The sequence below is a fragment of the Promicromonospora vindobonensis genome (assembly GCF_042685865.1).
Lineage (GTDB): Bacteria > Actinomycetota > Actinomycetes > Actinomycetales > Cellulomonadaceae > Promicromonospora > Promicromonospora vindobonensis.
The window spans coordinates 3,356,676-3,382,390 of the sequence record NZ_JBHUOG010000002.1 but is presented as its reverse complement, the minus strand read 5'-3'; the positions used below and the strand labels follow the sequence as shown (position 1 = coordinate 3,382,390).

Annotated in this window: 22 protein-coding genes; 15 read left to right on the top strand and 7 right to left on the bottom strand. The window is 72.8% G+C overall.

What is annotated here, in order from left to right:
- Positions 1 to 113 precede the first annotated feature (113 nt).
- From ACFS27_RS28260 to ACFS27_RS28250, 3 genes are all read left to right on the top strand, one after another.
- The gene (locus ACFS27_RS28260; RefSeq protein ID WP_377190535.1) at positions 114 to 1,169 is read left to right on the top strand and encodes a DUF3048 domain-containing protein; all 1,056 of its coding nucleotides are present in this window, start codon (positions 114 to 116) and stop codon (positions 1,167 to 1,169) included.
- 95 nt (positions 1,170 to 1,264) lie between these two features.
- Positions 1,265 to 2,515: a DUF1611 domain-containing protein gene (locus tag ACFS27_RS28255; RefSeq protein ID WP_377190533.1), complete on the top strand. Its 1,251-nt coding sequence runs from the start codon at positions 1,265 to 1,267 to the stop codon at positions 2,513 to 2,515.
- Complete coding sequence (locus ACFS27_RS28250) at positions 2,502 to 4,169, top strand: ABC transporter ATP-binding protein (protein ID WP_377190531.1); 1,668 nt, start codon at positions 2,502 to 2,504, stop codon at positions 4,167 to 4,169. Before ACFS27_RS28255 ends, ACFS27_RS28250 begins: the two co-directional genes overlap by 14 nt.
- A 52-nt stretch (positions 4,170 to 4,221) precedes the next feature.
- Here ACFS27_RS28250 and ACFS27_RS28245 read toward each other — a convergent pair whose 3' ends face one another.
- Positions 4,222 to 4,899, bottom strand: a complete 678-nt coding sequence (locus ACFS27_RS28245) for a TetR family transcriptional regulator (RefSeq protein WP_377190529.1) — start codon at positions 4,897 to 4,899, stop codon at positions 4,222 to 4,224.
- A 129-nt stretch (positions 4,900 to 5,028) separates the two neighbouring features.
- Here ACFS27_RS28245 and ACFS27_RS28240 point away from each other — a divergent pair, with 129 nt between their 5' ends.
- Positions 5,029 to 6,114 (top strand): hypothetical protein, encoded by a 1,086-nt coding sequence (locus tag ACFS27_RS28240; protein ID WP_377190527.1) that lies wholly within the window; start codon positions 5,029 to 5,031, stop codon positions 6,112 to 6,114.
- On the opposite strand, the gene ACFS27_RS28235 is transcribed toward ACFS27_RS28240, so the two are convergent.
- On the bottom strand, positions 6,091 to 7,044 hold the full coding sequence (locus tag ACFS27_RS28235) for a 1,4-dihydroxy-2-naphthoyl-CoA synthase (protein ID WP_377190525.1): 954 nt from the start codon (positions 7,042 to 7,044) through the stop codon (positions 6,091 to 6,093). The two genes, ACFS27_RS28240 and ACFS27_RS28235, sit on opposite strands and share 24 nt — an antisense overlap.
- A gap of 339 nt (positions 7,045 to 7,383) precedes the next feature.
- Between ACFS27_RS28235 and ACFS27_RS28230 the strand changes: the two genes are divergently transcribed.
- The 4 genes from ACFS27_RS28230 (at position 7,384) to ACFS27_RS28215 (ending at position 12,540) form a co-directional block, all read left to right on the top strand.
- A complete protein-coding gene (locus ACFS27_RS28230) occupies positions 7,384 to 8,364 on the top strand; it encodes an o-succinylbenzoate synthase (RefSeq protein ID WP_377190523.1) in 981 nt (326 codons plus the stop codon).
- Positions 8,361 to 10,148, top strand: coding sequence for a 2-succinyl-5-enolpyruvyl-6-hydroxy-3-cyclohexene-1-carboxylic-acid synthase (gene menD / locus ACFS27_RS28225; protein WP_377190521.1), 1,788 nt, complete (start codon positions 8,361 to 8,363; stop codon positions 10,146 to 10,148). The genes ACFS27_RS28230 and menD overlap by 4 nt, the downstream gene beginning before the upstream one ends.
- Positions 10,149 to 10,255: 107 nt before the next feature.
- Complete coding sequence (locus ACFS27_RS28220; protein WP_377190519.1) at positions 10,256 to 11,899, top strand: S1C family serine protease; 1,644 nt, start codon at positions 10,256 to 10,258, stop codon at positions 11,897 to 11,899.
- Between the two features lie 101 nt (positions 11,900 to 12,000).
- Positions 12,001 to 12,540: a GNAT family N-acetyltransferase gene (locus tag ACFS27_RS28215; protein WP_377190517.1), complete on the top strand. Its 540-nt coding sequence runs from the start codon at positions 12,001 to 12,003 to the stop codon at positions 12,538 to 12,540.
- A 26-nt stretch (positions 12,541 to 12,566) separates the two neighbouring features.
- On the opposite strand, the gene ACFS27_RS28210 is transcribed toward ACFS27_RS28215, so the two are convergent.
- On the bottom strand, positions 12,567 to 13,541 hold the full coding sequence (locus ACFS27_RS28210) for a hypothetical protein (protein ID WP_377190515.1): 975 nt from the start codon (positions 13,539 to 13,541) through the stop codon (positions 12,567 to 12,569).
- A 116-nt stretch (positions 13,542 to 13,657) separates the two neighbouring features.
- Positions 13,658 to 14,287, bottom strand: a complete 630-nt coding sequence (locus ACFS27_RS28205) for a TetR/AcrR family transcriptional regulator (protein WP_377190513.1) — start codon at positions 14,285 to 14,287, stop codon at positions 13,658 to 13,660.
- A gap of 129 nt (positions 14,288 to 14,416) precedes the next feature.
- Here ACFS27_RS28205 and ACFS27_RS28200 point away from each other — a divergent pair, with 129 nt between their 5' ends.
- Together ACFS27_RS28200 and ACFS27_RS28195 are read left to right on the top strand one after the other, a co-directional pair.
- Positions 14,417 to 15,010: a DUF6230 family protein gene (locus ACFS27_RS28200; protein WP_377190511.1), complete on the top strand. Its 594-nt coding sequence runs from the start codon at positions 14,417 to 14,419 to the stop codon at positions 15,008 to 15,010.
- A complete protein-coding gene (locus ACFS27_RS28195) occupies positions 15,001 to 16,782 on the top strand; it encodes a DUF6114 domain-containing protein (RefSeq protein ID WP_377190509.1) in 1,782 nt (593 codons plus the stop codon). The genes ACFS27_RS28200 and ACFS27_RS28195 overlap by 10 nt, the downstream gene beginning before the upstream one ends.
- A 74-nt stretch (positions 16,783 to 16,856) precedes the next feature.
- On the opposite strand, the gene ACFS27_RS28190 is transcribed toward ACFS27_RS28195, so the two are convergent.
- A complete protein-coding gene (locus ACFS27_RS28190) occupies positions 16,857 to 18,380 on the bottom strand; it encodes an isochorismate synthase (protein ID WP_377190507.1) in 1,524 nt (507 codons plus the stop codon).
- 190 nt (positions 18,381 to 18,570) lie between these two features.
- Here ACFS27_RS28190 and ACFS27_RS28185 point away from each other — a divergent pair, with 190 nt between their 5' ends.
- Positions 18,571 to 19,266, top strand: a complete 696-nt coding sequence (locus ACFS27_RS28185; protein ID WP_377190505.1) for a demethylmenaquinone methyltransferase — start codon at positions 18,571 to 18,573, stop codon at positions 19,264 to 19,266.
- Between the two features lie 25 nt (positions 19,267 to 19,291).
- On the opposite strand, the gene ACFS27_RS28180 is transcribed toward ACFS27_RS28185, so the two are convergent.
- The gene (locus ACFS27_RS28180) at positions 19,292 to 20,992 is read right to left on the bottom strand and encodes a hypothetical protein (protein ID WP_377190503.1); all 1,701 of its coding nucleotides are present in this window, start codon (positions 20,990 to 20,992) and stop codon (positions 19,292 to 19,294) included.
- Positions 20,977 to 21,783, bottom strand: a complete 807-nt coding sequence (locus ACFS27_RS28175; protein ID WP_377190501.1) for an ABC transporter ATP-binding protein — start codon at positions 21,781 to 21,783, stop codon at positions 20,977 to 20,979. The genes ACFS27_RS28180 and ACFS27_RS28175 overlap by 16 nt, the downstream gene beginning before the upstream one ends.
- A gap of 133 nt (positions 21,784 to 21,916) precedes the next feature.
- Here ACFS27_RS28175 and ACFS27_RS28170 point away from each other — a divergent pair, with 133 nt between their 5' ends.
- The 4 genes from ACFS27_RS28170 to ACFS27_RS28155 all read left to right on the top strand — a co-directional run bounded on the left by ACFS27_RS28170 (position 21,917) and on the right by ACFS27_RS28155 (position 25,709).
- The gene (locus tag ACFS27_RS28170) at positions 21,917 to 23,167 is read left to right on the top strand and encodes a sensor histidine kinase (protein ID WP_377190499.1); all 1,251 of its coding nucleotides are present in this window, start codon (positions 21,917 to 21,919) and stop codon (positions 23,165 to 23,167) included.
- The gene (locus tag ACFS27_RS28165) at positions 23,164 to 23,856 is read left to right on the top strand and encodes a response regulator transcription factor (protein ID WP_377190497.1); all 693 of its coding nucleotides are present in this window, start codon (positions 23,164 to 23,166) and stop codon (positions 23,854 to 23,856) included. The genes ACFS27_RS28170 and ACFS27_RS28165 overlap by 4 nt, the downstream gene beginning before the upstream one ends.
- 145 nt (positions 23,857 to 24,001) lie before the next feature.
- Complete coding sequence (locus ACFS27_RS28160; protein ID WP_377190496.1) at positions 24,002 to 25,306, top strand: geranylgeranyl reductase family protein; 1,305 nt, start codon at positions 24,002 to 24,004, stop codon at positions 25,304 to 25,306.
- A 43-nt stretch (positions 25,307 to 25,349) separates the two neighbouring features.
- Entirely contained in the window at positions 25,350 to 25,709 is a 360-nt protein-coding gene (locus ACFS27_RS28155; RefSeq protein WP_377190494.1) for an NADH-quinone oxidoreductase subunit A, read from the top strand.
- The last annotated feature ends 6 nt before the right edge of the window (positions 25,710 to 25,715 follow it).

Here is a 25,715-nt window from a genome sequence, read left to right as displayed (position 1 = left end):
CACGAGGGTAAGCGTGCCTCAGGTGTGCGGGACTACCGTATCGGTAGGGTGTGCGCCACCCGGACCGGCTTCCCGGGAGTGCCCGGGGGCCGAGCGCCGGCGGAGGAGGTCGGATGACAGCACGCTGGACGACTGCCGTGCGGGTCACGGGCGCTGCCCTCGTGATCGTCCTTGGGCTGGCCGGGTGCGGACTCGGTGAGCCGGAGGAGCCGGTGCCCACACCCACCACGACCGTCGACGCCCCCGTGCGCGGCGACCGGAGCGGGCCCCCGAAGCCGGACGTGCCGCTGGTCTGGCCGCTCACCGGGGTGGAGACCGAGAAGGTGGCGCACCGCCCTGCGGTGTCGGTGAAGGTCGAGAACGCGGTGGAGGCCAGGCCCCAGCGCGGCCTCGTGGAGGCCGACATCGTCTGGGAGGAGGTGGTCGAGGGCGGCATCTCCCGGTTCGTGGCGACGTACCACTCGAAGATCCCGGACGCCGTGGAGCCGGTCCGCTCGGTGCGGCCGATGGACCCGGCGATCGTGGCTCCGCTCGACGGCATCCTGGCGTTCTCCGGAGGCCAGGGGCCGTTCATCGCCGCGACGGAGCGGGAGGGCACCCAGACCGTCATCATGGACGACGGCGCCGCCGGTTTCACGCGCGATCCCGGCCGGGTCGCACCGCACAACGTGATCGGGAGCGTCCCGACGTTCCTCGAGCAGGCCGACGGCCGACGGACGAACCCGCCGCCGGCGCAGTTCGAGTACGCGCGCACGGTGGGCGAGGGGTCGGCCCCGCGGGCGGGGAAGCCCGCACGGGAGCTCGACGTGCGCCTGTCTCCCGCCCAACGGAGCGTCTGGACGTGGGACCCGAAGGGCAAGCGCTACCTGCGCAGCGAGGGTTCCGTGGCGTCGGTCGCCGCGGACGGTCGTCGGCACGCGGCGCGGAACGTGCTCGTCCTGTCCACCTTCGTGTTCAACACCAAGTGGGTGGACCCGTCCGGGGCTCCCGTTCCCGAGCACCGGCTCGCCGGCAGCGGTGGCGAGGGCACGCTGGCCTCCATGGGGCACAGCATCGCGGTGCGCTGGTCCAAGAAGAACCACCGCGCGCCCGTCGTGCTCGAGCTGCCCGGCGGCAAGGAGGCGCAGCTCGACCCCGGCAACACGTGGATCGAGCTGGTCCCTCGATGAGAGACCTTTCATCCCGGTCTCATGACGGGTTCATGGCGGCCTAGTTGAGTGACGGTGTTGCACCGTGCGTCCCTCGACCAGAAAGCGTGGCTGCCATGAGCATTCTCGACACGTCCCCGCACACCCGCGGCTACGCCCCGCGCCCCGTCGCCACCCCGCTGCGCGTCCCCGCCGCCGACGTCGCGGCGCGGACTCCCGACCCGCTCGTGCGCCGCCTGCTGCGGGCCAAGAAGGCCTACTCCACGCGGTTCGTCGCCGCGGCCGTCGAGGCGGACCCAGCGGCCTTCGACCTGATCACCGACCCGGCGCAGGCGCCGCGGCCGGGGGACGTCGTGCTGGCGCGGGTCGTGACGATCGGCCAGCACCGTCGGCTGGAGTCCCCGGCCTCCCGCCGTCAGATCCTGTTCGAGGGCGACGAGATCGTCGTGTCCTACGGGTCGCGCTACGCCGCCGACCAGTTCCACGCGGTCATCCCGGAGGACCTCGGACCGTGCCATCTCGCGGCCGCCGGCGGGCTCGCCTCGCGCGTCGTCGACCAGCACGCCGCGATCAAGGACGCCACGGTGATCGAGCCGGTCGGGCTGCTCTCGAACGCGAACGGGGTGGTGAACCTCTCGGCCTTCGCGACCCACCCGGTGCGCCCGGCGGCGTCGGTCAGCGGGGCGGCGTCACGCGTGCCGGTCGTCGCCGTGGTCGGCACGTCGATGAACTCCGGCAAGTCGACCACGCTGGCCTGCCTCGCCCGCGGGCTCGTCGCCGCCGGCCGCACCGTCCACGCGGGAAAGGCGACAGGGACGGGCGCGGGCAACGACGCCCACCACTACACCGACGCGGGCGCCGACCACGTCATCGACTTCACCGACTTCGGCCTCCCGAGCACGTTCGGCCTCGGCTTCGAGGAGGTGCGCGACGTGTTCGCGACGATGGCCGACGTCCTGGCGTCCCCAGCCGGCCGCGGCGCCCCTGACGTCGTCCTGATCGAGATCGCCGACGGCCTCTACCAGGGCGACACCCGCCGGCTCCTCATGGACGACGCGTTCCGCACCGTGGTCGACCGCGTGGTGTTCGCCGCAGGGGACGCGCTCGGTGCGAGCGGGGGAGTCGGGGCGCTCCGCGCGGTCGGGTGCGAGCCGTCGGTCGTGTCCGGAGTGCTCACGGCCTCGCCGCTCGCCACCGCGGAGGCCCGTGCGGCGCTCGACGTGCGGGTCGTGCCGACCTACGACCTGTGCCTGCCCTCGGTCGCGCTGAGCGCCGTCGGCCTGGCTCCCGCCGGCGCTCCCGCCGGCGCTCCCGCCGGCGGGGCTCCCGCGACCGGGCGGGCAGGGGACGGTCATGCGGTCGCCTGAGCCGGGCGACCTGCCGAAGGTCTTCACCGGCGCCCGCCGGACGTGGCTGTCCGGCCTGGTCGGGCTGGGGCTCGGCCAGGGTGCGCTCGGCGCGGTCAGCGCGTGGGCGCTGACCCAGCTGCGGGCGGGCAGCCCGTGGCCGACGGCGGTCGTCGTCGTCAGCATCGTGGCGGCTGCCGTGGCGCTCGGCGGGCTGCGGGTCGAGGAACGGATCGTCGCCGAGCGGCTCGGTCAGGACTACGTGCGGCAGGTACGCCGCGACCTGCTGGAGGCCGAGCTCACCCCGGGCAGCCGCACCCACCTCGGCATCACCGTCGCCCGGACCACCAACGACCTCTCCAGCGTGCGCAACTGGGTGTCGCAGGGCGTCGGCCCGCTCGCGGCCGGGATCCCGCTGATCGCCGGCTCCGCCGTGGGGCTCGCGATCATCGACCCGTTCCTCGGGATCGGGTTCCTGGTCCCGCTCGGCGTGCTCGCCGCGGTGATGGTGCCCTGGGCTCGGACCGCGTACCTGAAGTCGCGGAGCCTGCGGCGCGCCAGGGGGCGCATGGCCACCCGGATCGCCGACACCGTCGGGGCCTCGCAAGGGATCATCGCGGCGCGGGGCGCCCGCCGCGAGCTGGGCCACATCGACTCGGCCTCGGACGTCGTCGTCGACCGAGCGGTCGACCGCTCGGTGATCGTCGGGACGATCCGGGCAGGTGGCACCGTGGCGGCGCTGCTGGCCACCCTCGCCGTCGCGGCGATCGGCGTGGTCAGGGGCCTCGACCCAGCGGTCACCATGGCCGCGATGGCCGTGGCAGGCATCGCGTCGACGCCGATCATCGACCTCGGCCGGATCGTCGAGTACCGCCAGACCTACCTGGCCGCCCGCGCGGTGCTCGGCCCGGCGCTCGCGGACGCCGCCCGTCGGCGCACCGAGAACGAGCACGCGCGCCACACCGCGGCGTCGGCCACGGTGCCCGACGGCGCAGAGGGGCCCGACCGGGTGCACGTGGCCGTCCCCGGACTCACCAGGGACGACGCGCCGCTGCGTGGCGGTGGCGGCGCCCGGATCCGCCTGACCAGCGACGACCCGGACGCGCCATTGCGTCTGATGCGTCGCGCCGTGGGGCTCGACGCCGCCCCGCGGGGCACCACGGACGAGGTGTGGGTGGCCGGCCAGAACCTGCGGGCCGTCGCACCGGCGCGTGGTCGCTCCCTGGTGGGGCTCGCGACCAGGGGCGCCGTGTTCGAGCGCGGACCGTTGCGCCGGGCACTGCGCTACCGGCGTCCCGACCTGGACGAGCAGACGGCGGTGGCGGTCTTCGAGACCGTCGGGCTTGCTGCAGATCGGTGGCCGGACGGGTTCCGCACCGAGCTGCGCGCCGGTGGCGAGCCGCTGTCCACCGACGAGCGCGCGCGGCTCGCCCTCGCCCGCGCGATCTACGGTGAGCCGCCGCTGCTCCTGGTCGCCGACCTGGACCGGGACCTGGACCAGGAGGGGCGCGCTCTGTTGGGGCGGATCCTGGCGGGCTATCCGGGGGTGGTCGTGTTCACCGGGCCGGACGACCTGGCGCGGGCGCTGGGCGCGGAGGAGGTCCGGGTCGAGGCGACGCCGGCTCCCGAGCCGGCGGCCGCAGGTGGGCGCGGGTTCGTGGGGGACGAGGAGTAGACGCCCGAGCCCTGGTCCCGCCGGGCTCCGCCGGCGGGTGGCCCGCACGTGCCTAGCCGCGGTCGGGTCGCCGGGTCGCGAGGTCGACGGCGGTCGCCAGTTCGGCGGCGTACCGCTCCAGGTCCAGGTCCGGCCGGTTCTGCAGCAGCAAGGGAAGGCCTTCGAGCGGCTGCTGGACCATGGCAGCAACCACGAGGGGGTCGAAAGTCCGGAAACTTCCGTCGGCCTGCCCTCGCCGCAGCATGTCTTGCAGATGGCTCATCACCGGGCTGGCCGGGTCGGCCTGACCGACCGCCGGGTTGCCCGGCTCGTCGTAGACGGCCGCAGAGATCGACCGGATGGCCCGCATCCGCGAACGGTGGGCCCCGATGTAGGCGACGACGCCGGTGATGTAGGCCCGCAGCTCGGCCGGCGCCGAACCGGGCGACGGCAGGTCGGGCCGGCCCGCCGGCCTGACGATCGGTCGGCTGGCCGGGTCGACGTCGACCCGGCCGAGCAGGAACTCGTTGATGGAGCGGTAGATGTCGTCGACCACGGCCTGCATCAGCTCGGCCTTGCCCTGGAAGTGGTACGAGATGAGCCGGGTGCTGCTCAGTCCGCCCCGGACGGCGATCCGCGCGAAGGTGGTCTGCGCGAACCCCAGCTCGGCGACCGTCTCGATGGTCGCGTCGATGATCTGCGCGCGGCGCGCCGCTGAAGCCGCTGAACCTTCGCCCACCACTGTCGCCATCTGCTCCCCGTCTCGTCGTACGCGCGCTTGCCCAGCGGAGACGGCCAACCCTAAGGTATTACTTGGCTGAGTAAATCGGCGCGGGAGCCCTCGGCTCGGCGCCTCGAGGCAGGCGGGGAGTGAGCGACGGTGGGCGATCCGACGGGTGCGACGCAACCGCGACGACGGGGCGGCAAGGCCGCCTGGACCCTGATGCTGCTCGCCCCGATCTGCGGCGAGCTGATGTTCAGCGCGGTGGGGATGCCGATCATGTGGCTCGCGTTCCCGTTCCTCGTGCCGATGTACGGCGCCGGCGTGCTGCTGGTCCGCGAGCTGACGGTGCGGGCGGGCGGGGCCTGGCCCACCCTGGTCGTGCTCGGGCTCGTGTACGAGCTCGCCGAGGACGGGTTCGGGCTCCAGGCGCTGACCAGCCCCGTGATGTACAACGCGGCCGAGTGGGGGCCGCGCGTCCTCGGCGTCAACCTGACCTACTGGGAGGCCCAGGTCGGGTATCACATCGTGTTCAGCGTGCTGATCCCGGTCCTGCTCACCGACCTGCTCTTCCCGGAGCTCCGGCGCGAGCCCTACTTCCGGGGTCGGGGGCTCGTCGGGATCGCGGCCACCGCCGTCGTCGGTGTCGCGCTGCTCCGGGTGACGTTCCCGCCGTCGGTCGACCCGGGCTACCAGGCGCCGCTGCCGTTCCTCGCGGGACTCCTGGTGATCATGCTCGGCCTGTCGTGGTTCGCCCTGCGGGTGGTTCCCCGGCGCTTCCCGGTGCCGCCGCCCGACGTCGGCCCCGGGACGTCCGTACCCGGTCCGCCGGTCCTCGGGGTCGTCGCGCTCGCTGCGACCCTGGGCTTCCTCGGGCTGCTGATGCCGCGGGGCAACCCGCCGTCGGGCCCCGCGTTCGGGGAGGGCGACCTCGTCTACCTGCCGATGGCGGTGGCGGCCCTGCTCGCGATCGGGATGCTGCTGCTGTTCCGCCGCTGGTCCGGCTCGCCCGCGATGACCGACCAGCACGCGATCTGGGCGGCCGGCGGTGCGCTCGTCGGCCATACCCTCTTCATGATCGTGATGGTGCTGCGCTACCCCGTCGACACGCTGACGACGACCGTCGCGCTCACCACCGGACCGGCCGTGATCCTGGCGACTGTCGTGCTGCTCAGGCTGCTCGCGCGGAGGGTGGCGGCCAGGCCCGGGTGGGCGGAACGATCAGTAGTAGTACGGGAACCCTGACCAGTCCGGCTCCCGGCGCTCCAGGAACGCCTCCTTGCCTTCGACGGCCTCGTCCGTCATGTACGCCAGCCGGGTCGCCTCGCCGGCGAACACCTGCTGGCCGGCGATGCCGTCGTCGGCGGCGTTGAACGCGAACTTCAGCATCCGGATCGCCTGCGGCGACTTGCCGGCGATGATCCGCGCGTACTCGAGCGCCAGCCCCTCCAGGTCCTCGTGGGCAGCTACCTCGTTGACGGAGCCCCAGCGCTCGGCGTCGTCGGCGGAGTACTCCCGGGCGAGGAAGAACACCTCGCGGGCGCGCTTCTGCCCGATCTGACGGGCGAAGTACGCGGAGCCGTAGCCGGCGTCGAACGAGCCGACGTCGGCGTCGGTCTGCTTGAACTTGCCGTGCTCACGGCACGCGACCGTCAGGTCGGCGACGACGTGCAGGGAGTGCCCGCCGCCGGCGGCCCAGCCGTCCACGACCGCGACCACCACCTTCGGCATGGTCCGGATCAGTCGCTGCACCTCCAGGATGTGCAGGCGGCCGGCCTTGGCCGGGTCGATGCTGTCGGCGTTCTCACCCTCGGCGTAGCGGTAGCCGTCGCGGCCCCGGATGCGCTGGTCACCGCCGCTGCAGAATGCCCAGCCGCCGTCCTTGGGAGAGGGGCCGTTGCCGGTCAGGAGCACCGTGCCGACGTCGGACGTCATGCGCGCGTGGTCCATGACCCGGTACAGCTCGTCCACCGTGTGCGGGCGGAACGCGTTGCGCACCTCCGGCCGGTCGAACGCGATGCGGACCACCGGCAGGTCGCGCGGCTCGGGGCCGCTGCGGTCGACACCGCGGTGGTACGTCAGATCGGTCAGGTTCTCGAAGCCCGTGACCGTGCGCCAGCGCTGCGGGTCGAACGTCTCGGAGACTTGCTGGGGCAGTTCGGTGCTCGTGCTCACCGGGCAAGCCTAGTTCGGGCGGTGCGGTGAGCCGGAAGGGCTGGCGACGTGCGGAGTGGGGCGGGTGGCGGCTGACGGGGTTGTGGGGCGGAGTGCTGTGCGTGAGTTCGGTCGGTTGCTGCGCTGACGGGTGTGAGTTTGTCGGTTGCTGCACTGACGGGTGTGAGTTCGGTCGGTTGCAGCGCTGGCCGATGTGAGTTCGGTCCGATGGGATGAGATCGGTCGGTTAATGGACCGATCTCATCCCATCGGACCGAACTCACACCGTTCACCGTGCAACCGACCGAACTCACGCCCTGCCAAGCCGTGGGGTGCCACCCGGGTCGTTAGCCTGGCCCTGTGCTGCTGATCGGTGAGCCCGTCGTCTGGTCCACGTCCCTGCGGACCCGCTTTCGCGGGATCGACGTGCGCGACGGCGTCCTGCTCCGTGGCCCGGCGGGCTGGGGCGAGCTGTCGCCCTTCTGGGACTACGACGACGAGGAGTCGTCCACCTGGCTGCGCGCCGCGCACGAGGCGGCCTTCGTGGGCTGGCCCGAACCCGTCCGCCAGAGCGTGCCGGTGAACGTGACCGTCCCCGCCGTCGGGCCGGAACGGGCCCGCGAGATTGTGCTGGCGTCCGGCGGGTGCCGCACCGCCAAGGTCAAGGTCGCTCAGCGCGGCCCCGACGGGACGCTCGAACCCGTGGCCGCCGAGATCGAGCGGGTCGCGGCGGTCCGCGAGGCCCTGGGGCCCGACGGTGCGATCCGGGTCGATGCCAACGCCGCCTGGACCCCCGAGGAGGCGCTCACGCACCTGGCCCTGATCGACCGCGCGGCCGGCGGGCTCGAATATGTGGAACAGCCGTGCGCAGAGGTCGACGAGCTGGCGCTGGTGCGCCGCAAGCAGGACGTCCCCGTGGCTGCCGACGAGTCCATCCGCCGTGCCGCCGACCCGCTGCGCGTGGTGCGCCAGGAGGCCGCCGACATCGTGGTGCTCAAGGTCCAGCCGCTCGGCGGCGTCCGTGCGTGCCTCGAGCTCGCCGAACAGGTGGGCCTGCCGGTGGTCGTCTCGTCCGCGCTCGAGAGCTCGGTGGGCCTCGCAGCAGGGGTGGCCCTCGCCGCGGCCCTCCCCGAGCTGCCCTACGCCTGTGGCCTCGCGACCTCCCAGCTCCTGGTGCACGACGTCGTCGCGGCGCCACTGCTGCCCGTCGACGGCGCGCTTCCCGTTCGCCGGCCCGAACCCTCGCCCGAGGCGCTCGCAGCTGCCGCGGCCGACGGCCCGACGACTGAGCGCTGGCTCGCGCGGTACCACCGACTGATCCGGACCCTGGAGGACGCATGACGATCCCGCCCGCCGTCACCGCCGCCCGCGCACTGGTTGCCGACCTGGTCAGCAGGGGTGTGCAGGACGTGGTGCTCGCCCCGGGGTCGCGCAGCGCGCCCCTCGCCTACGCGGTAGCCGAGGCGGCCGACGCCGGCCGGGTCACCCTGCACGTGCGCGTCGACGAACGGACGGCGGGGTTCCTGGCGATCGGCCTGTCGAAGGGCGCCGAGGGAGCGCCGGTCGCCGTCGTCACGACGTCGGGCACCGCCGTCGCCAACCTGCACCCCGCCGTGCTGGAGGCGAGCCACACCGGGCTGCCGCTGATCCTGCTCACCGCCGACCGGCCGCACGAGCTGCGCGGAACCGGGGCATCGCAGACCACGGACCAGGTGGGGATCTTCGGCACGGCCGTGCGGTTCGCCGTGGACGTGCCGGCACCGTCGGGCACCCCGGCCGCCGAGCCGGCCGCCCAGCCCGGCATCGCGAGCGCGCAGGAGCTGCGGGACCTGAGGAGCATCACCGGGCGTGCGGTCAGCGCGGCCCTCGGATTCCGGTCCGGGCATCCCGGCCCCGTGCACCTCAACCTGGCCTACCGGGACCCGCTGGCGCCGTCGGCCCCTCTGCCGGGACCGGCGGACAGCGCGCAGGAGGGATACCCGAAGCCCCACCCGCCGCTCGTCGTCCCGGCCGTGCTGCAGCACGTCGCCTCGCCGGCGCTGCCCGGCGACCCCGTCCGCACCGTCGTCGTGGCCGGCGACGGTGCGGGTCCCGAGGCCCGGCAGCTCGCCGAGGCGCAGGGCTGGCCGCTGTTCGCCGAGCCGTCGTCCGGCGCTACCGGCGGCCCCAACGCGATAGCGGCGTACCGGCTGCTGCTCGGCTCCCCGGAGCTCGCCGCGAGCGTCGAGCAGGTGGTCGTCCTCGGCCGGCCGACGCTGTCCCGGCCCGTGCAGCGGCTCCTCGGGCGGCCCGATGTCGCGGTCACCGTCGTCGCACCGGGTGCCGGCCCGTGGCCCGACGCCGCCCGCAACGCCGCCGTCGTGCTCCCGGGTGTCGCGCCCGCCTGGTTCGAGACCTCCTCGCCGGAGCCCACCGAGTTCCTGGCGGGCTGGCGGGCCGCCGGGGCGCGAGCTTCCCGCGTCCTCGACGAGGTCACCTGCGACGACGCGGTCATCGGCGGCCCGACAGCGCTCTCCGTGGCACGTGCCGTGGCCGGGGTGCTCGGGCCCGATGACCTGCTGCTGGTCGGCTCGTCCAACCCCGTGCGGGACCTCGAGCTGGTGCTCGGTCTCGACGGGCCCGGCCCGGCGGTGCTCGCCAACCGTGGGCTCGCCGGCATCGACGGCACCGTCTCGACGGCGGTGGGCGTGGCGCTCGCCGCCGCACGGAGCGGCCTGCGCACGCGTGCGCTGCTCGGCGACCTGACGTTCCTGCACGACGTCGGCGGGCTGCTCCGAGGACCCGACGAACCATCGGTGGACCTCGAGATCGTCGTGGTGAACGACGACGGCGGTTCCATCTTCGCGACGCTGGAGCACGGCGCGCTCGCCGCGACCGGCAGTGCGGCGAGCGCCACGTTCGAGCGGGTCTTCGGGACCTCGCACGGGTCGAACCTCGCGCAGCTGTGCGCCGGGTACGGCGTGGACCACCAGCTCGTGAAGGACGTGCCGACCCTGCGGCACGCGCTGCAGGCGCCGAGCCACGGTGTCCAGGTCATCGAGGTGCGGGTGCCGCGTGCCGACCGGCTGGCCGAGTCCAAGGACCTGGCCCGCCGTATCGTGGAAGAAGGCGCCCCTTCTCGTTGAGCGCTCCAGCGCCGGAACCTTGAGGGCATGCAGCAAACTCACAGACTCGTCCAAGGCTGGGACAAGGAAGGGGGTGTCAACTGGTTCTGACTTCAAGGAGGGTCACGATGACCGACGAGAACAGCACCACTCCGCAGCCGGAGCAGCAGTCGCCCGCGGCGCAGCCGACCCAGCAGCTGCCGCCCGTCACGCAGCCGACCCAGCAGCTGCCGGTCTCTGGCCCGGCGTCCGCCCAGGACGCGGCCCCCGAGCAGCCCTCGAACGCCGAGCAGCCCGCGAGCACCCCGCAGTCCTCCAACGCCGGGCAGCCCGTGCGCCCGGAGCACCCCGCGAGCCACGAGCAGACTTCGAACTCCGCGCAGCCACCCGCGTCCGTGCCCGTGGGTGGGCCGCCGGCCCAGCACCCGGTGCCCGCGCAGAACGCGGCTCCGGGCACGGGCCCCAGCTACGTGAACCCGTACGCAGCCCCTGCCACCGCGTCGACGTCGGACGAGCCTAAGGCGAAGAACCGTCTCTGGGTTCCCGTGGTCGGTGCGGCCGCGGCCGCAGCGCTGCTGGCCAGCCTGGGGACCGCAGGTGCCATCTCGCTCACGAACGACTCCGACGGTGCGGCCTCCCTCGCCGACGTCGGACAGTCGGCCGGCGAGAACGTGCCGGTGAAGAGCTCGACCGTCGAGAACCCGGACTGGACGTCGGTCACGTCGGCCGTGCAGGAGTCCGTCGTCGCGATCCAGGTGGCGAGCCAGGGTGGCGGCGCGGAGGGGTCCGGTGTCGTGCTGGACTCCGACGGTCGCATCCTGACCAACAACCACGTGGTCGCGGACGCCGACACGGTGCAGGTCACGCTGAGCGACGGCCGGGTCTACGAGGCCGACATCGTCGGCACCGACCCGGCCACCGACCTCGCCGTCGTGCAGCTGTCCGACCCGCCGTCCGACCTCAAGGCGGCGACGTTCGCCGACTCGGCCGGCGTCGTGGTGGGCGAGCCCGTGATGGCGCTCGGTAACCCGCTGGGCCTGGCCAACACCGCAACGACGGGCATCGTGTCCGCCCTGGACCGCCCGGTCACGGCGAGCGCGCAGGACGGGTCCGACCAGGTCGTCACCAACGCGATCCAGATCGACGCCGCGGTGAACCCCGGCAACTCCGGTGGGCCGCTGTTCAACGCCTCCGGCGAGGTCATCGGCATCACGTCATCGATCGCCACCCTGTCGGGCGGCATGCAGTCGGGCGGTTCCGGCTCGATCGGTCTGGGCTTCGCGATCCCGTCCAACCTGGCGACGCAGATCGGCGACCAGCTCAAGGAGGACGGCACGGCCGAGCACGCGTTCCTCGGCGTCACGCTCCAGGACGCCACCGCCACGGCCGACGACGTCACCCGCCGCGGAGCGGGCGTCGTCGAGGTCGTGCCGGACTCGCCGGCCGGCGAGGCCGACCTCCAGAAGGGCGATGTCGTCGTCGCTATCGACGGCGACCCGGTCAACGGCTCGGCATCGCTCACGGCGTTCGTCCGTGAGAAGGACGCCGGTGACGAGTCGGTGCTGACCGTGGTCCGCGACGGCAGCACCCAGGAGGTCACCGTCACCCTCGCGGTCAAGGAGGAGTCGCCGGCGTCGGACCAGGGCTCGTCGGACCAGCAGCTGCCGGGTCAGGACGGCGGCTCGGACTCGGGTTCCGGCTCGGGCTCGGACCAGAGCGCGCCGAACAACATCCCGGACTGGATGCAGGAGTTCTTCGGCGACCAGGGCTGATAACCCTCCTTCCATGCCGAGGCAGGACCCCGCCAGGGTCCTGCCTCGGCGTATTCGCGTTCAGCGGGTGAACCTCGCCCCACGGGTCTAAGTTAGGCCGCGTGTCTGGGACGTTCACCGTGGTCAGGACCCTCGGCCGATCGGATGCCGCGCACGACATCCTCGAAGAGCTGCCGGAGTGGTTCGGCATCGACCGGTTCACGCACGAGTACGTCGAGGCGGCGGCCAAGTTCCCCAACTATGTGGCGGTCGCCGCGCCCGAGACCCCGTCCGCGTGGGCGGTCTCGGCCGGCGCGGCGCCACCGGTCGGGGCCGACGGCAGCGAGATCCCCTCCGAGGACGTGCTCGGCGTGCTGCTCCTCGACCAGCGCTATCCGACGTCGGCGGAGGTGCACCTGCTCGCCGTCCGGCGCAAGCATCACCGCGCGGGGATCGGGCGGGCCCTCATGGAGCGCGTCGAGGACGACCTCCGCGCTCAGGGGGTCCGGCTGCTCAGCGTCAAGACGCTCGGCCCGTCGGCGTCCGACCCCGGATTCGACCAGACCCGCGCCTTCTACGCCGCCTGCGGGTTCCACCCGGTGGAGGAGTTTCCCGACCTCTGGGCCGACGACCCCTGCTTGCTGATGGTCAAGTCGCTCTGAACGCGAAGAGGGCCGGTCCGCCGGGTTCACAGACCGCACGTGCGACAGCTGGGCCGGGTGGCCCGGAACCGCGCGACGGAAGCGGCCGTGATACCGGCTCCCCACACGAGATATGCCGACACGGAGGCCCACAGGAACCCGGCGCTGCTGACCCCGTCGCCATATGCGGCCGCGCCGGAGACCAGCGCACCCGCCATCTGCGCCAGGCCGAACCCGAAGTACAGGGTCATCATGCCTCCGAGGAGAAAGCCCGGGCCCAGCACCAGCCATCGCGGCACGCGCCGGCCGGCCAGCGGCAGCACCCAGGCGGGCCAGATGATGCCGAAGCGATGCACCAGCGCCAACGGCAGCAGGGTGCCTGCCAGGACGAAGCCTGCCTCGAAGACGACCAGCGCTACCCCTGCCTCGTCGATGAGGTCGCCGAAGCCGACGGACAGCTGGGCCGCGATGCGCACCAGGCACCCAGCGACGGCCAGGTAGGCCGCCCACCACGCCCACGCGGGGGTCCGCTCGTCCCGGACGGTGGGTCGGGTTCGCCCGCACCGCTGGCAGCCTCGACGCATCTCGCGCTGGTAGGCCAGGCTCGCCGCCCCCAGCAGGAGCGCGCCGGACAGCATTCCGGCGCGGCTGGCGAGCGAGACCAGATCGACCGGGATACCCAGGCCGGCGAGCAGCCCACCCACGATGTCCAGAAGAACCAGCGGACAGGCCAGCAGGATCGCGGCGGTGACTGCCCAACCGGCCGCCAGCACCGCTCGATTGCCTGCGGTCAGACGCAAGGCGACAGCCACCACGCCGGCGGCGGCACACAGTGCTGCCGCTCCCCAGTACGAGTAGAGCAGCAGATCCTGCGGCAGCGGTGAGAACGTCGGTGCGTTCCCCAGCGCGAAGGAGACCCGTACCGATCCGTACAGGACTGCCCACGCGACGATGACCGGTGTCAGTCTGCGCAGCACGGCGGGACGGGGTCGTGGAACTGACGTGACGTCTTCGGTGACCATGCCTGCAACGGTCGCGAACCCGGACTCCGAAAGCCTGGCACGCCCGGGGGATACCGCTCCCCCCGCAGGGGGATCTTCGGGGCCGGCCGGCCGGTCGTGTCCGACCGGAGCCTGGCTCAGAGTGCGGAGGGAACCCCGAACAGCGCCTCCGAGGCACCAGGCACCACGGCGGCGACGACGCCACCGAGGCTGCGCTCGAGGTAGCCGACCAGCTCCTCGTCGGTGAGGTCCGAGTTGATGCCACCGTCGACCAGGGCCTGCTCGGCCAGGGCAACCCACGAGCGCACCGCGACCCGCAGCAGCTCCGTCTCGGGTACGCCCAGCTCCAGGAGCACGGCGAGGGCGCGTTCCGTCTGCTGGCGTCGCGCGTCCTCGATGACGGCGCGCACCTCCTCGTCGCCACTGGCCGCACCGCGGACGAGCGAGTAGAACGTGGGGCCGTGCTCCTTGACGTACGCGACGAGCCTGGTCAGCGTGCCCGCGAGGCGCTCGGCAGGCGGGAGCTCCGGTTGGGGCTCGGACGCGTGCAGCATCGAGTCGCGCGCGCGGCGCACGATCTCGTGGTGCAGGCCGTTCTTGGAGCCGAAGTAGTAGTAGACGAGACCCGTCGAGACACCGGCTTCTGCGGCGATCTCTTCGACGGTCACCTCGGCCAGCGGTCGGTCCGCAAGAGTTGCGACTCCCAGCGCCACGAGCTGGTTGCGGCGTTCCTCCGGGCGAAGTCGCGTGCGTCGGGCTGTTGCCATGGTTCGAGCATATCCGTCAGGCTTTGCGACGCTGTCAGGGTGCCAATTGACGGTCACTCAGTAATCGCGCTAACGTCTCGGCGGGACGACGGCGTAGTCGTCCCTACATTGGCATCGAGGGGAAAACCAATGAAGCTCTCCAAGCTCACGGGGTCGCGCAAGGGTCGCGTGGCGCTCGCAGTCATTCCGGTCACGATCGCCGCCAGCGTTCTGCTTGGTGGGGTCGCGCAGGGCGCAGTGCCCGTCTCGTTCGCCATCTCCGGCAGCCAGTTCAAGATCGGCGCGGACCAGCTCGCGGGCACCGGCTTCTCGCAGTACGCGGGCGTGGCCACCGCCTCCGACGGCACGCAGCACCCCGCTGCCATCGCGAACATCAAGGACGCGAAGCTCTACAACCTCTGCCAGTCGGTCGTCGAGGAGACTCCGCTCGGCAAGGTGGGCATCCTCATCTCCGCAGGCACGGGCGACGAGCCTGCGAAGGCCACCGACCTGCAGATCGGCATGAACGACCTGTCGGGTACCGCGATCTTCAAGAACATCCGCATCGGCGTGGATGCCTCGACCGTGAACACGGCCAAGAAGGGCGACGTCGGCGACTTCGCCATGGACTCCGACTCGATCGACATCGAGGGCCTCGAGCAGGTCTCCTGGAGCACGCAGGCCGCCGTCTTCCAGCTGACGGACCTCAGCCTCAAGATCACGGACGGCACCGAGTGCTTCTGAGTCCGGGTGACGGCCAGGCCCCTGCCGGCCGCCCCGGACTTCGCGCGAAGCTTGCTGACTGGCGCAGGGACTTCCGTCCCTGGCGCGCGCAGCGGCCGTTCGTCGGGGGTGTGCTGGTAGCGCTCGCTGGTCTGGAGATGCTTCTGTCCGGCCCGATCAAGCTGGACCAGCTCGGTGTGAACGTCGTGCTGCAGTTCGGGGTCGAGGGCGCGCAGGCGACGATCCTCCCGCTCGCGCTCGTGCTGCTCGGGATCCTGTCGATCGCCCAGCCCGTTCACCGGATCTTCTACGGGGTGATCGCGCTCGCGATCGCCGTCTACTCCATCGCAGGGGTGAACCTCGGCGGCTGGGTCGTCGGGTTCCTGCTCGGCGTGATCGGCGGCGTCGTCGTGGTGTCCTGGGCGCCGCCCGCTGCGGTCGCGGAGGGCGAGGACGCGGCGACGGCGGGCGAGGGGGCGGAACCGGCCGGCGAGGCCACCGACACGGATGCCGGTGCCAATGCCGACACCGCGGCCGCCGACACCGCCGACACCGCGGCCGCCGACACCGCCGCCGCCGAGACCGGAGCGGCCGCTGCCGAGAAGGAGGCGGCCGGCGACGCGGCGGCACCCGAGCCGGCCGGTGGCACGTCCGACGCCGCACCGCGCGCAGATGGCGAGCCCGCCGCCGACACGGAGGCGATCCCGCAGGTGGAGTCGCTCAGCACCGCGCTGCGCGCCCTGTCGCAGAAGTCAGCGGCGGTGGTGATCGCCGGCGCGATGGCGCTGGGCGGCATGAGCCTGCCGGCCTCCACGTCGGACGCAGGAACGCAGCAGGACGACTCGTTCTGGTGCGTGGTCTTCGGCGCGTGCGACGACGGCGGCGGCACGACGGACCCGTCGGCGTCCCCGTCGCCGAGCACGTCGGACCCCGGCACCACCGAGCCGGGCGCGGACGAGGACCCGGTCGGGGACGCGGTGGACGACGTCACCGACGGCGTGACCGGCCCGGCCGACGGTTCGGACGGCGGCGAGGCCGGGGACGGCACGGCAGGCGACGCGGCCGACGGCGACGCCGGCGGAAGCACCGGCGACGACAAGGCCGAGTGCCAGGAGCCGACGCAGGACGGCGAGGTGCCGCCCGAGGCGGAGGACAGTGCGCCGTCCGACCCCTGCGGTGAGATCGACCCGCAGGAGACGATCGAGGAGGCGCTGCACACGGAGCTCGGCACCTGCGTCAAGGTGAGCTTCGGTGGCAGGTACGACCTCAACATCGATCTGCCCGGCCAGTGCGGCGCCAGGGAGGACGGCTCGGTCTTCTCGCTCCCTGCCGACCTCGAGAGCCGGGACCTGACGATCCCGCTCACGGGCATCAACGGCATCGGCCTGGCGAACGTGCCGGTCAAGGGAGACGGCGGCGGCCGGAGGGACGCCATCAAGATCTCGGCCGACAAGGTCGTCGTCGACGGCTTCTGGCTCAAGTCGTACGCCTACGACCACGGCACGACGGCGGGCACGGACACCCGGGCGAACTTCGTGTCGCTCGAGGGCGACGCCCAGATGTACGTGTCGTCGATCCACGCGAACCTGCCCGACGGGCAGGACCTCCTGGAGGTGGCGACGAAGGTCCTCGAGGGCGCATCGCTCATCGAGCTCCTGCTGACCGCCACGGACGCGCGGATGGGCTTCATCGGCGCGACGTCCGACATCCAGGTGTGGGACAGCTTCCGGGAGCAGGTCTGGGGCGACCCGACCCGGCCGATCGGCAAGGGCCCCACGGCGGGCACCCCCTGACCCCCTTTTTGCTGTGGGCGTGATCGTTGCGGCTACGTGCCCGGTTTAGGCGCAACGATCACGCCCACAACAAGCTAGTTCGAGGCGCCAAGGGCGTAGCGCATCGGCTCCAGCTTTGCCTCCGACTCCGCCAGCTCCGCCTGCGGGTCCGACGCCGCGACGATTCCGCAGCCCGCGAACAACCGGATATGGCGGCTGTCGGTCGGCGAGATCTCGGCCGAGCGCAGGGCGATGCCCCACTCGCCGTCACCGTCCGCTCCCACCCAGCCCACGGGCCCGGCGTACCTGGCACGGTCCAGGCCCTCGATCTCGCGGATCAGGCTGCGGGCGGCCGTGGTCGGCGTACCGCAGACGGCGGCGCTCGGGTGCAGTGCCGCCGCCAGCGAGAGCGACGACGGCGGTCGGGGTCCGGACATCGGGTTCTGGTCCGTCAGCACTCCCGTCACGTCGGTCGCCAGGTGCATCACGTTCGGCAGGTGCAGCACGAACGGCGCCTCCGGCACGTTCATCGACGAGCAGAACGGCTCAAGGGCCGCCGCCACGGAGCGCACCGCGAACTCGTGCTCCTCCAGGTCCTTCGAGGAGCGGGCGAGCTGGGCGGCGTGCAGGAGGTCGGCGTCGTCCCCTTCGCGCATCGCGTCGGCGCTGTGCTGCGGCTCCGTGCCCGTGGGGGCCGCCTGCGCGCTCCCGCCGTGCTCGCGCCGGATCGTGCCGGCCAGCACGCGTGAGGCGACCAGCCCTTTCTCGCTGCGGACCAGCAGCTCCGGCGTCGCGCCGACCATGCCGTCCACGCTGAACGCCCAGCACGCGTCGTATGCGGAGGCGAGGCGGCCGAGCAGGTGGCGGGCGTCGATCGGGTGCTCCGCGGTGGCGACGACGTCGCGCGCGAGCACCACCTTCTCCAGCTCGCCGGTCTTGATCCGCGTGATGCCCTCCGCGACGACGGCCGGCCAGTCCGCCGCGCCCACGGCGCCGTCGGCCAGCACCACGGCGCCCGGCTCGGGGACGGGCTGGTGCGGGTAGGCGGACAGCAGGTCCTCGCCCACCGGGGCGGACCGGTCGCCCACCAGCGAGATCGTCGTCATCCAGGCGCGGTCACCCCGCCGCCCGACGACGACGCGCGGCACGATCAGCACGCCGCTCGCCCGCGCGGGGTCCTCGGACTCGTCGCCGGGGGAGACGTCGTCGAAGGCGAAGCTGCCGAACGCGATCAGGCCGCTGCCCGGCAGCGTCACGTCGTCGTGCACCACGGCGCGGTCGAGCACCCGGCGCCAGGCGTCGTCGGCGTCGGCGAAGCGGCCGGGGCCGAACGTCTCGAACCGCAGGGCCTCGCCCCAGCCCACGAGCCCGTCGCCGTGCCGCACCCAGGCGAGCGCGTTGGTGTCGGGGAGGCGGTCGACGAGCGCCGTCGGTGTGTCCGGGAGGTCGTCGATCGCGACGGTGCGGACGACGAGCTGCGGGCCGTCCGGCGCGCCGCGTGGCGCGTCGTCGGACGGGGGCGGCGCCTCGGTCACCCAGGTGTCGTACTCGGTGGTACCGGCAGGCGTGCCGGGGGTTCCGGGTATGCCGGGGGAGCCGCCGGCCGGTGAAGCGATCATCACCCTCAGGATAAGCGCGGGTCCGGCCGACGGAAGCAGCCCGTAGCGGAGGTCACAGTGGCGCGGGCGAGGGTGCTGGCGCGTGTGGTCGGCAACTTGTCAGGTGTTCGGCAGGCCGGGACTACCGAACACCTGACGGATTGCCGACCACACGGCCTCGTGTGCCGGACCGCCGTGAAACGATGGCGGCATGTCTCGCGCAAGCCTTGAGAAGAAGCCGGCCGAGGTCGCGTCGATGTTCGACGGGATCGCCGCCCGCTACGACCTGACGAACGACCTCATCTCCATGGGCCAGGACCGGCGCTGGCGCCGGCTCACGGTCGAGGCGGTCGCCGCGATGCCGGGCGAGCGTGTGCTCGACCTCGCGGCGGGCACCGGAACCAGCAGCGAGCCCTTTGCCGCCGACGGCGCGTTCGTCGTCCCGTCCGACTTCTCGACCGGCATGCTGCAGGTCGGCAAGGAGCGCCGGCCGGACCTCCCGTTCGTCGCGGGCGACGCCATGCGCCTGCCCTTCGCCGACGCGTCCTTCGACGCGGTGACCATCAGCTTCGGCCTGCGGAACGTGGCGGACACCAGCGTGGCGCTGCGCGAGATGCTCCGCGTCGTCCGGCCTGGCGGGCGCGTGGTGATCTGCGAGTTCTCCACCCCCACGTGGGCGCCGTTCCGGAAGGTCTACCAGGAGTACCTGATGCGCGCGCTGCCGCTGGTGGCGAACGCCGTGACCCGCGAGAAGGGCTCGTACGACTACCTGGCCGAGTCCATCCGCACCTGGCACACCCAGGTCGAGCTCGCGCAGCTGCTCCTCGGGGCCGGCTGGGAGCACGCTGCCTACCGCAACGTGTCCGGGGGGATCGTGGCGCTGCACCGGGCGGTCCGGCCGGCCTGAGGCCGGCCGGACGGCGGGTGGCGCCCTACCGGGCGGAGCTCTTGGCGATCCGGTCCGCGCGCTCCTTCTGCTGTCGGGCCTTGGCCTCCTGCTCGCCCTTGAGGGTCGTCGACTCGAGCCAGTCGAGGGTGCCCCGCGTCCTGGTGTCGCGGAACACCTGGTCGTACCGGATGCGGCTGAACAGGTCGGGCAGCCGAGCGGTCAGGTAGCCGATGGTGATCCGGCCGAGCAGCCACGCGGCGCCGAAGCCGTTGGCGACCCCTACGGCCACCGTGAGCGTTGCCAGCCACGCCGACGGCGATGTCGCGAGCGCCACGATCATCCCCGCGGTGGGCGCCACCATGATCGAGATCAGCAGCATCACCACCCAGATGTGCAGGCTGATGTTCCCGACGGCGTCGTTGGGGCCGACGCGCTGGCGCGGGTCGACCCCCGGCGACACCCCGACGGCTGCCACCAGCACCGCGGCGCCGGAGGCGGCCCCGAACAGGGCAGGGGTCGCGGCCAGCAGGATCGGGACGGCCCACCAGGCCTGGCTGAGCACCACGAAGACCGCGGTCACGGCAAGCACCTTGGGCAGGAAGACCAGCACGGCGCCCCACTGCCTGCCGCGGACGTCCGCCCGGACCGACGTCTCGTCCTGCCCGACGACGTCGAGCCACACCGCGCTGCCGTCCTGGCCGTACATGGTGCAGGCGGCGATACCGAGCATGAAGGCGACGAACAGGCCGGTGAACGCGGCGATGACCCTGAGGTCGTCGCTGGTCAGCGCGAGCGCGCCGATGAGGATGCCGCCCCAGACGGCGGACTGCACCTCGACCAGTCGCCAGCCGTCCCTGCTCCACTGCCGCAGCTCCTTGGCGATCACGGCCCCCGTCTGCGTGCGGGGCAGCAACCCGCCGCCCGCTACCAGGCCGGCGGAGCGGCGCCGACCACGGCGCCGCTGGGCCTGCGGCCGGGTCGACGGCACCAGGAGGGGGATCGCCGCCGCCACGACGATGCCCGCGCACAGCGCGAGCCCGCCCAGCAGGAGCAGTGCGCCGGCCCAGTCCCCCCGTGCGGCGCTCTCCACGGCGAGCACCGACCAGGACGTCGGGCTCAGGTCCAGGCCACGGGTCACTGCGCTGTCCGTGATGCCGGTCGCGAGCAGGTCCGGCGTGCGCTCGATGGCGATGGTCACCGGGATCCAGCCGGCGAACATCCCCGCGAACATCAGGCCGAACTGGATCGACGCGATCTCGATACCGATGCGCGACCCCATCGCGGCCCCCAGCAGGCCGTAGACCAGGCGGGACAGCGCGATCACGAGCACCCAGGTCAGCAGCGCGCCCGGGATGGCGACGACGAGCGTCACCGGGTCCAGCAGGGCGGCGTGCAGCCCGACCGCGAGCAGCGCGGCGAGCACGATCGCGGCGGCGATGCTCACGTAGACGCTCACGAGGAGACCCCGGCCGAGCGTCCGCCGGGGGATCGGCAGCAGCGCGAACCAGCCGGGGCGCAGCGTGCCTGCGCCGCTCATCAGGACGGGGCCGATGGCCGCGCCGATGCCCCAGAACAGGAGGGCGAGCGTGAGGATCGAGTGCCGGGCGGCGTCCCCGCCCGCGACGAGCGCAGCGGTCCAGGTGGCCACGACGAGCAGACCGCCGATGGCCCACCCTGCCGGCCGCATGCCGGCCGCGGTGTGGCGCAGCGTGGTCAGCTTGAGCGAGATCAGCTCCCGATCCATGTCAGGTCCTCCTCTGCGAGGTCGGTGGTGCCGACCAGCTCGACGAACCGGTCCTCCAGGGTGCCCGCGCCGCGGACCTCGTCGAGGGTGCCGTCGGCGAGCACCTGACCGCGGGCGATGATCGCCACCCGGTCGCAGAGCTGCTCGACCAGGCTCATCACGTGGCTGGAGACGATGACGGAGCCGCCGGAGTCGGTGAACCGGCGCAGGATCGCCGTGAGCACCCGGGCGGAGACCGGGTCCACCGCCTCGTACGGCTCGTCGAGGACCAGGAGGCGCGGCGAGTGCAGCAGCGCCGTCGCCAGCCCGATCTTCTTGCGCATACCCGTCGAGTACTCGCCGACGAGCGTGCCGAGGGCTTCCGCCTCGTCCAGCTCGAGGACGCGCAGCAGCTCCGCGGTACGGTCGGCGACCGTCTGCGCAGGGAGCTGACGGAACCGCCCCCAGTAGGTGAGCAGCTCGCCACCGGTCAGCCGCTCGGGAAGGGCCAGGCCGTCAGGGAGCACCCCCAGCAGCCGCTTGGCGGCGATCGGGTCGTCCCAGACGTCCACGCCGTGCACGAGCGCCCGGCCCGCGCTCGGCCGCAGCAGGCCGACCGCCATCGACAGGGCGGTGGTCTTGCCTGCGCCGTTGGGGCCGACGAGGCCGAAGAACGATCCGGGCGGAACGCGGAGGTCGATGCTGTCCACCGCCACCTTGTCGGAGAACTCCCTGCGGAGCCCGACGAGCTCGAACGCGGGGACCGCGCCGGACGGTGGCGCGTCGTCCAGGGTCAAGGGTTCTGAGGTCATGTTCACAGCCTGGTGCGCGCGGGCGCCGTGCGCATCGGCCGATCGGCCAGACCCGCACCGCAGGGTCCGGCCGATCGGCCAGACCTGTCCAGAGCCATGGCCGCACCGCGCCCCGCGTACCTATCCTCGACGCATGGTCACGGCGGCACTCCCGGTCGAGGGCGGACAGCCGTCCGTCCGCACCGGGCCGAGCCCGTCGCGAGCTCGGCGGACCAGCGCCCAGTGGGCGGTGGACGGGCTGCTGTTCGTCGTCGCGCTCCTCGTCTGGGCGTCGTACCTCGACCCGTTACAAGGCGGCGCAGGAGGGGTACCGGACTGGTTCCTGCCCTGGGACGTCGCCATGGGTCTCGTGGCCTGCGGTGCGATGTGGTGGACCCGCAGCCATCCGCTCGCGGTCGGGCTGGTGGTCTTCGTCCCTGCTGCGCTCTCCGCCAGCGCGGCGGTCGCCGTCGTCGTCGTGGTCTACCGGATGGCGGCCTATCTGCGCCCGAGGGCGTCCGTGCCGCTCGTCGCCGTCTACCTCGCGGCGGCGATCCCGTACCACGCGCTGTTTCCCATCCCCGGGGTCGACTGGGCCTCGTACGTGCTCGTGATCTCGCTCCTGCACCTCCTGGCGCTCAGCTTCGGTCTGCTCACGCGTTCGCGGCGGCTCGTGCTCGAGGGGCTGCGCGCCGAGGCCGCGCGCGAGCGGGCGCTCGCGGCGGCGCGGCTCGAGGGAGCGCGCCGGGGGGAGCGTGAGCGCATCGCCCGCGAGATGCACGACGTGCTGGCGCACCGGGTCTCGTTGCTCTCCATGCACGCGGGCGCTCTGGAGTACCGCACGGCCGGGGAGTCCCCGCCCACGCTCGACGAGGTGCGCGCGGCGGCGACGGTGATCCGGCACAACGCGCACCTCGCCGTCGAGGAGCTGCGGCAGGTGCTGGTCGTGCTGCGCGACCCGGCGGCCGGCACGGCGCCCGCCGCGGGGTCCGCCGCCCTCCCCGAGCGGCCGCAGCCGCTGCTCCGCGACGTGCCACGACTGGTGGACGAGGCGCGGGGTGCGGGACAGCGGGTCACTGCGCAGCTGGACCTCGATCCGCTCGCCGACCTGCCGGACAACGTCCAGCGCACCGTCTACCGGACGGTGCAGGAGGGGCTGACCAACGCGCGCAAGCACGCTGTCGGCGCCGTCGTCACCGTGACGGTGGGCCCGGCGGACGAGCAGGTGTACGTCGCGGTGGTCAACCCCCTGCCCGTCGGGGTGACGGCCAGCGAGATCCCCGGCGCCGGGGCCGGGCTGACCGGCCTGTCCGAACGGGTGCGGCTCGACGGCGGGCGCTTCGAGCACGGCGTCCGCGACGGCGAGTTCCGCCTGGCCGCGCACCTGCCGCTGGAGCGAGCGTGACGCCGGTCCGGGTGGTCCTGGTCGACGACGACCCGCTCGTCGTCCAGGGGCTGCGGCTGATGCTCACCGGGGCTCCGGGGATCGACGTCGTCGGCGAGGCGGACGACGGCGACCAGCTGGTCGGCCTGGTCCGCGAGGCCGCGCCCGACGTCGTGCTGCTGGACGTCCGCATGCCGCGCCTGGACGGGGTGGCCGCGCTGCGCGCGCTCCGGTCGACGCCGGACCTCCCTCAGCCCGTTGTGATCGTGCTGACCACGTTCGACACCGAGCCCGTCGTGCTCGACGCGATGCGCGCCGGGGCGTCGGGGTTCCTGCTCAAGCACACGCCGCCTGCCGAGATCGTCCGGGCGATCCGTGCGGCGGCCGACGGCGAGCCGACCGTCTCGCCCACCGTCCTGCGGCGACTGATCGACCATGTGGCGGACGCGCGAGGGGACACAGCGGCGCCGGCCGGCGAGGACGCGCTGGCGCCGCTCACCGACCGCGAGCGGCAGGTCGCCGTCGCCGTGGCGAAAGGTCTTGGCAATGCGGAGATCGGCCGCCGCCTGTACCTGTCGCACGGTTCGGTCAAGGCGCACATCTCGAGTGCGCTGGCCAAGCTCGGCCTGGAGAACCGCACGCAGCTCGCCATCGCGGCGCACACGGCGGGAACCGCTGGTGTGCCGCCCTCGGCACCGCCCCAAAAGTAAGGGGAACCTTCCTACACAATCCCCCCTAAGTGTGGCTAGGGTGTCGGTGTTGTGACAGGGTTCACAAGGGCTTGTCAGAAGCTCGAACCGACCCCGCACAGCATGGTCAGCAGCGACCGGCAGCGGGTTCCCAACGGGGGTGAACGTGCGAACAGCAAGACGCGACGACGCGGACGTCATCGTGGTGGGCGCCGGTCCGGCCGGATCGTCCACCGCGCACTGGTGCGCGGCCGCAGGTCTTGACGTGCTGCTCCTGGAGAAGGGCGAGTTCCCGCGCGACAAGATCTGCGGTGACGGCCTGACCCCACGCGCAGTGGCCGAGCTGGTCCGCATGGGGGTCCCCACCCGCGAGGACGACGGCTGGATCCGCAACCGCGGCCTGCGCGTCCACGGCGGTGGGCGCTCCTACGAGCTGGACTGGCCGAGCCTGACCAGCTACCCGGGCTACGGCATGGCGCGTACGCGGATGACGCTCGACCACACCCTCGCCCAGCACGCGCAGGCGAGCGGCGCGAAGCTGCTGCAGCGCACCAAGGTCACCGGACCGGTCCGCGACGACGACGGCCGCGTGGTCGGCGTGACCGTCCAGTCGCTCGACGCCCGTGGGCGCGCCGAGGGCCCGGCCACGGAGCTGCGCGCCCCGGTAGTGGTCGCGGCCGACGGGGTCAGCTCGCGCTTCGGGCTCGCCGTCGGGCGGGAACGCCGCGAGGACCGGCCCATGGGGACCGCCGTGCGGGCCTACTACCGCACCGCGCGCCACGAGGACCCGTTCATGGAGTCGCACCTCGAGCTGTGGGACGGCGAGCCGGGCAAGAGCGCCCTCCTGCCCGGCTACGGCTGGATCTTCCCGCTCGGCGACGGCACGGTGAACGTCGGCCTCGGCAGCGTGCACTCCACCCCGGCCAGGCAGTCGGCGGCGGGGATCGACTACCGGCGCCTCATGGAGACCTGGCTGGCCAAGAGCGCCCCGGAGGGCTGGGACCTGGTGCACGAGCCGGAGCGCGGCCCGATCCGCGGCGCGGCCCTGCCCATGGGCTACAACCGTGGCCCGCTGTACGCGGACGGTGTGCTCCTGGCCGGCGACTCCGCCGGCATGGTGAGCCCGTTCAACGGTGAGGGCATCGCGTACGGGCTGCAGGCCGGCCGGGTCGCCGCCGAGGCGATCAGCCAGGCCCGCCACAAGACCACCGACGCGGCCCGCGAGGCCACGCTCGGCACCTACGCGGACCGCATGCGCGAGGACCTCGGCGGCTACTACACCCTGGGCCGCTGGTTCGTGCGGCTCATCGAGCACCCCGAGATCATGCGGGTGTGCGTCAGGTACGGGCTGCCGCGCAAGGTCGTCATGCAGTTCACGCTCAAGCTCCTGTCCGACTCCTACGAGCCACAGGGCGGCGACTGGGTCGACCGCGTCATCGCGGGCCTGACCAGGGTGGTCCCGAGCTCATGAGCAGTACGCATCCGAAGGGCAAGTCGTCCATGAAGGGCACAGCATGAACCCCTACGTACCCGTCCTGATCCTCATGGCGATCGGGGCAGTCCTGGCGCTCGGTGGCGTCGCAGCGAGCGCCGTCATCGGTCCCAAGCGCTACAACCGCGCCAAGCTCGACTCGTACGAGTGCGGTATCGAGCCGACCCCGCACGCGGTGGGCGGTGGGCGGCTGCCGATCAAGTACTACCTGGTGGCGATGACATTCATCGTCTTCGACATCGAGGTCGTCTTTCTCTACCCGTGGGCCGTCGACTTCACGACGCTCGCGACGTTCGGACTGGTGGCGATGCTGGCGTTCCTGGCATTGATCACCGTGCCGTTCGTCTACGAGTGGCGCCGCGGCGGATTCGACTGGGTCTGACCAACG

Coding starts and splice junctions, on each gene's coding strand:
- ACFS27_RS28220 (WP_377190519.1), top strand. CDS start 10,256: ATGACCGACGAGAACAGCACCACTCCGCAGCCGGAGCAGCAGTCGCCC.
- ACFS27_RS28245 (WP_377190529.1), bottom strand. CDS start 4,899: ATGGCGACAGTGGTGGGCGAAGGTTCAGCGGCTTCAGCGGCGCGCCGC.
- ACFS27_RS28200 (WP_377190511.1), top strand. CDS start 14,417: ATGAAGCTCTCCAAGCTCACGGGGTCGCGCAAGGGTCGCGTGGCGCTC.
- ACFS27_RS28190 (WP_377190507.1), bottom strand. CDS start 18,380: ATGATCGCTTCACCGGCCGGCGGCTCCCCCGGCATACCCGGAACCCCC.
- ACFS27_RS28250 (WP_377190531.1), top strand. CDS start 2,502: ATGCGGTCGCCTGAGCCGGGCGACCTGCCGAAGGTCTTCACCGGCGCC.
- ACFS27_RS28185 (WP_377190505.1), top strand. CDS start 18,571: ATGTCTCGCGCAAGCCTTGAGAAGAAGCCGGCCGAGGTCGCGTCGATG.
- ACFS27_RS28255 (WP_377190533.1), top strand. CDS start 1,265: ATGAGCATTCTCGACACGTCCCCGCACACCCGCGGCTACGCCCCGCGC.
- ACFS27_RS28260 (WP_377190535.1), top strand. CDS start 114: ATGACAGCACGCTGGACGACTGCCGTGCGGGTCACGGGCGCTGCCCTC.
- menD (WP_377190521.1), top strand. CDS start 8,361: ATGACGATCCCGCCCGCCGTCACCGCCGCCCGCGCACTGGTTGCCGAC.
- ACFS27_RS28180 (WP_377190503.1), bottom strand. CDS start 20,992: ATGGATCGGGAGCTGATCTCGCTCAAGCTGACCACGCTGCGCCACACC.
- ACFS27_RS28170 (WP_377190499.1), top strand. CDS start 21,917: ATGGTCACGGCGGCACTCCCGGTCGAGGGCGGACAGCCGTCCGTCCGC.
- ACFS27_RS28175 (WP_377190501.1), bottom strand. CDS start 21,783: ATGACCTCAGAACCCTTGACCCTGGACGACGCGCCACCGTCCGGCGCG.
- ACFS27_RS28155 (WP_377190494.1), top strand. CDS start 25,350: ATGAACCCCTACGTACCCGTCCTGATCCTCATGGCGATCGGGGCAGTC.
- ACFS27_RS28210 (WP_377190515.1), bottom strand. CDS start 13,541: ATGGTCACCGAAGACGTCACGTCAGTTCCACGACCCCGTCCCGCCGTG.
- ACFS27_RS28205 (WP_377190513.1), bottom strand. CDS start 14,287: ATGGCAACAGCCCGACGCACGCGACTTCGCCCGGAGGAACGCCGCAAC.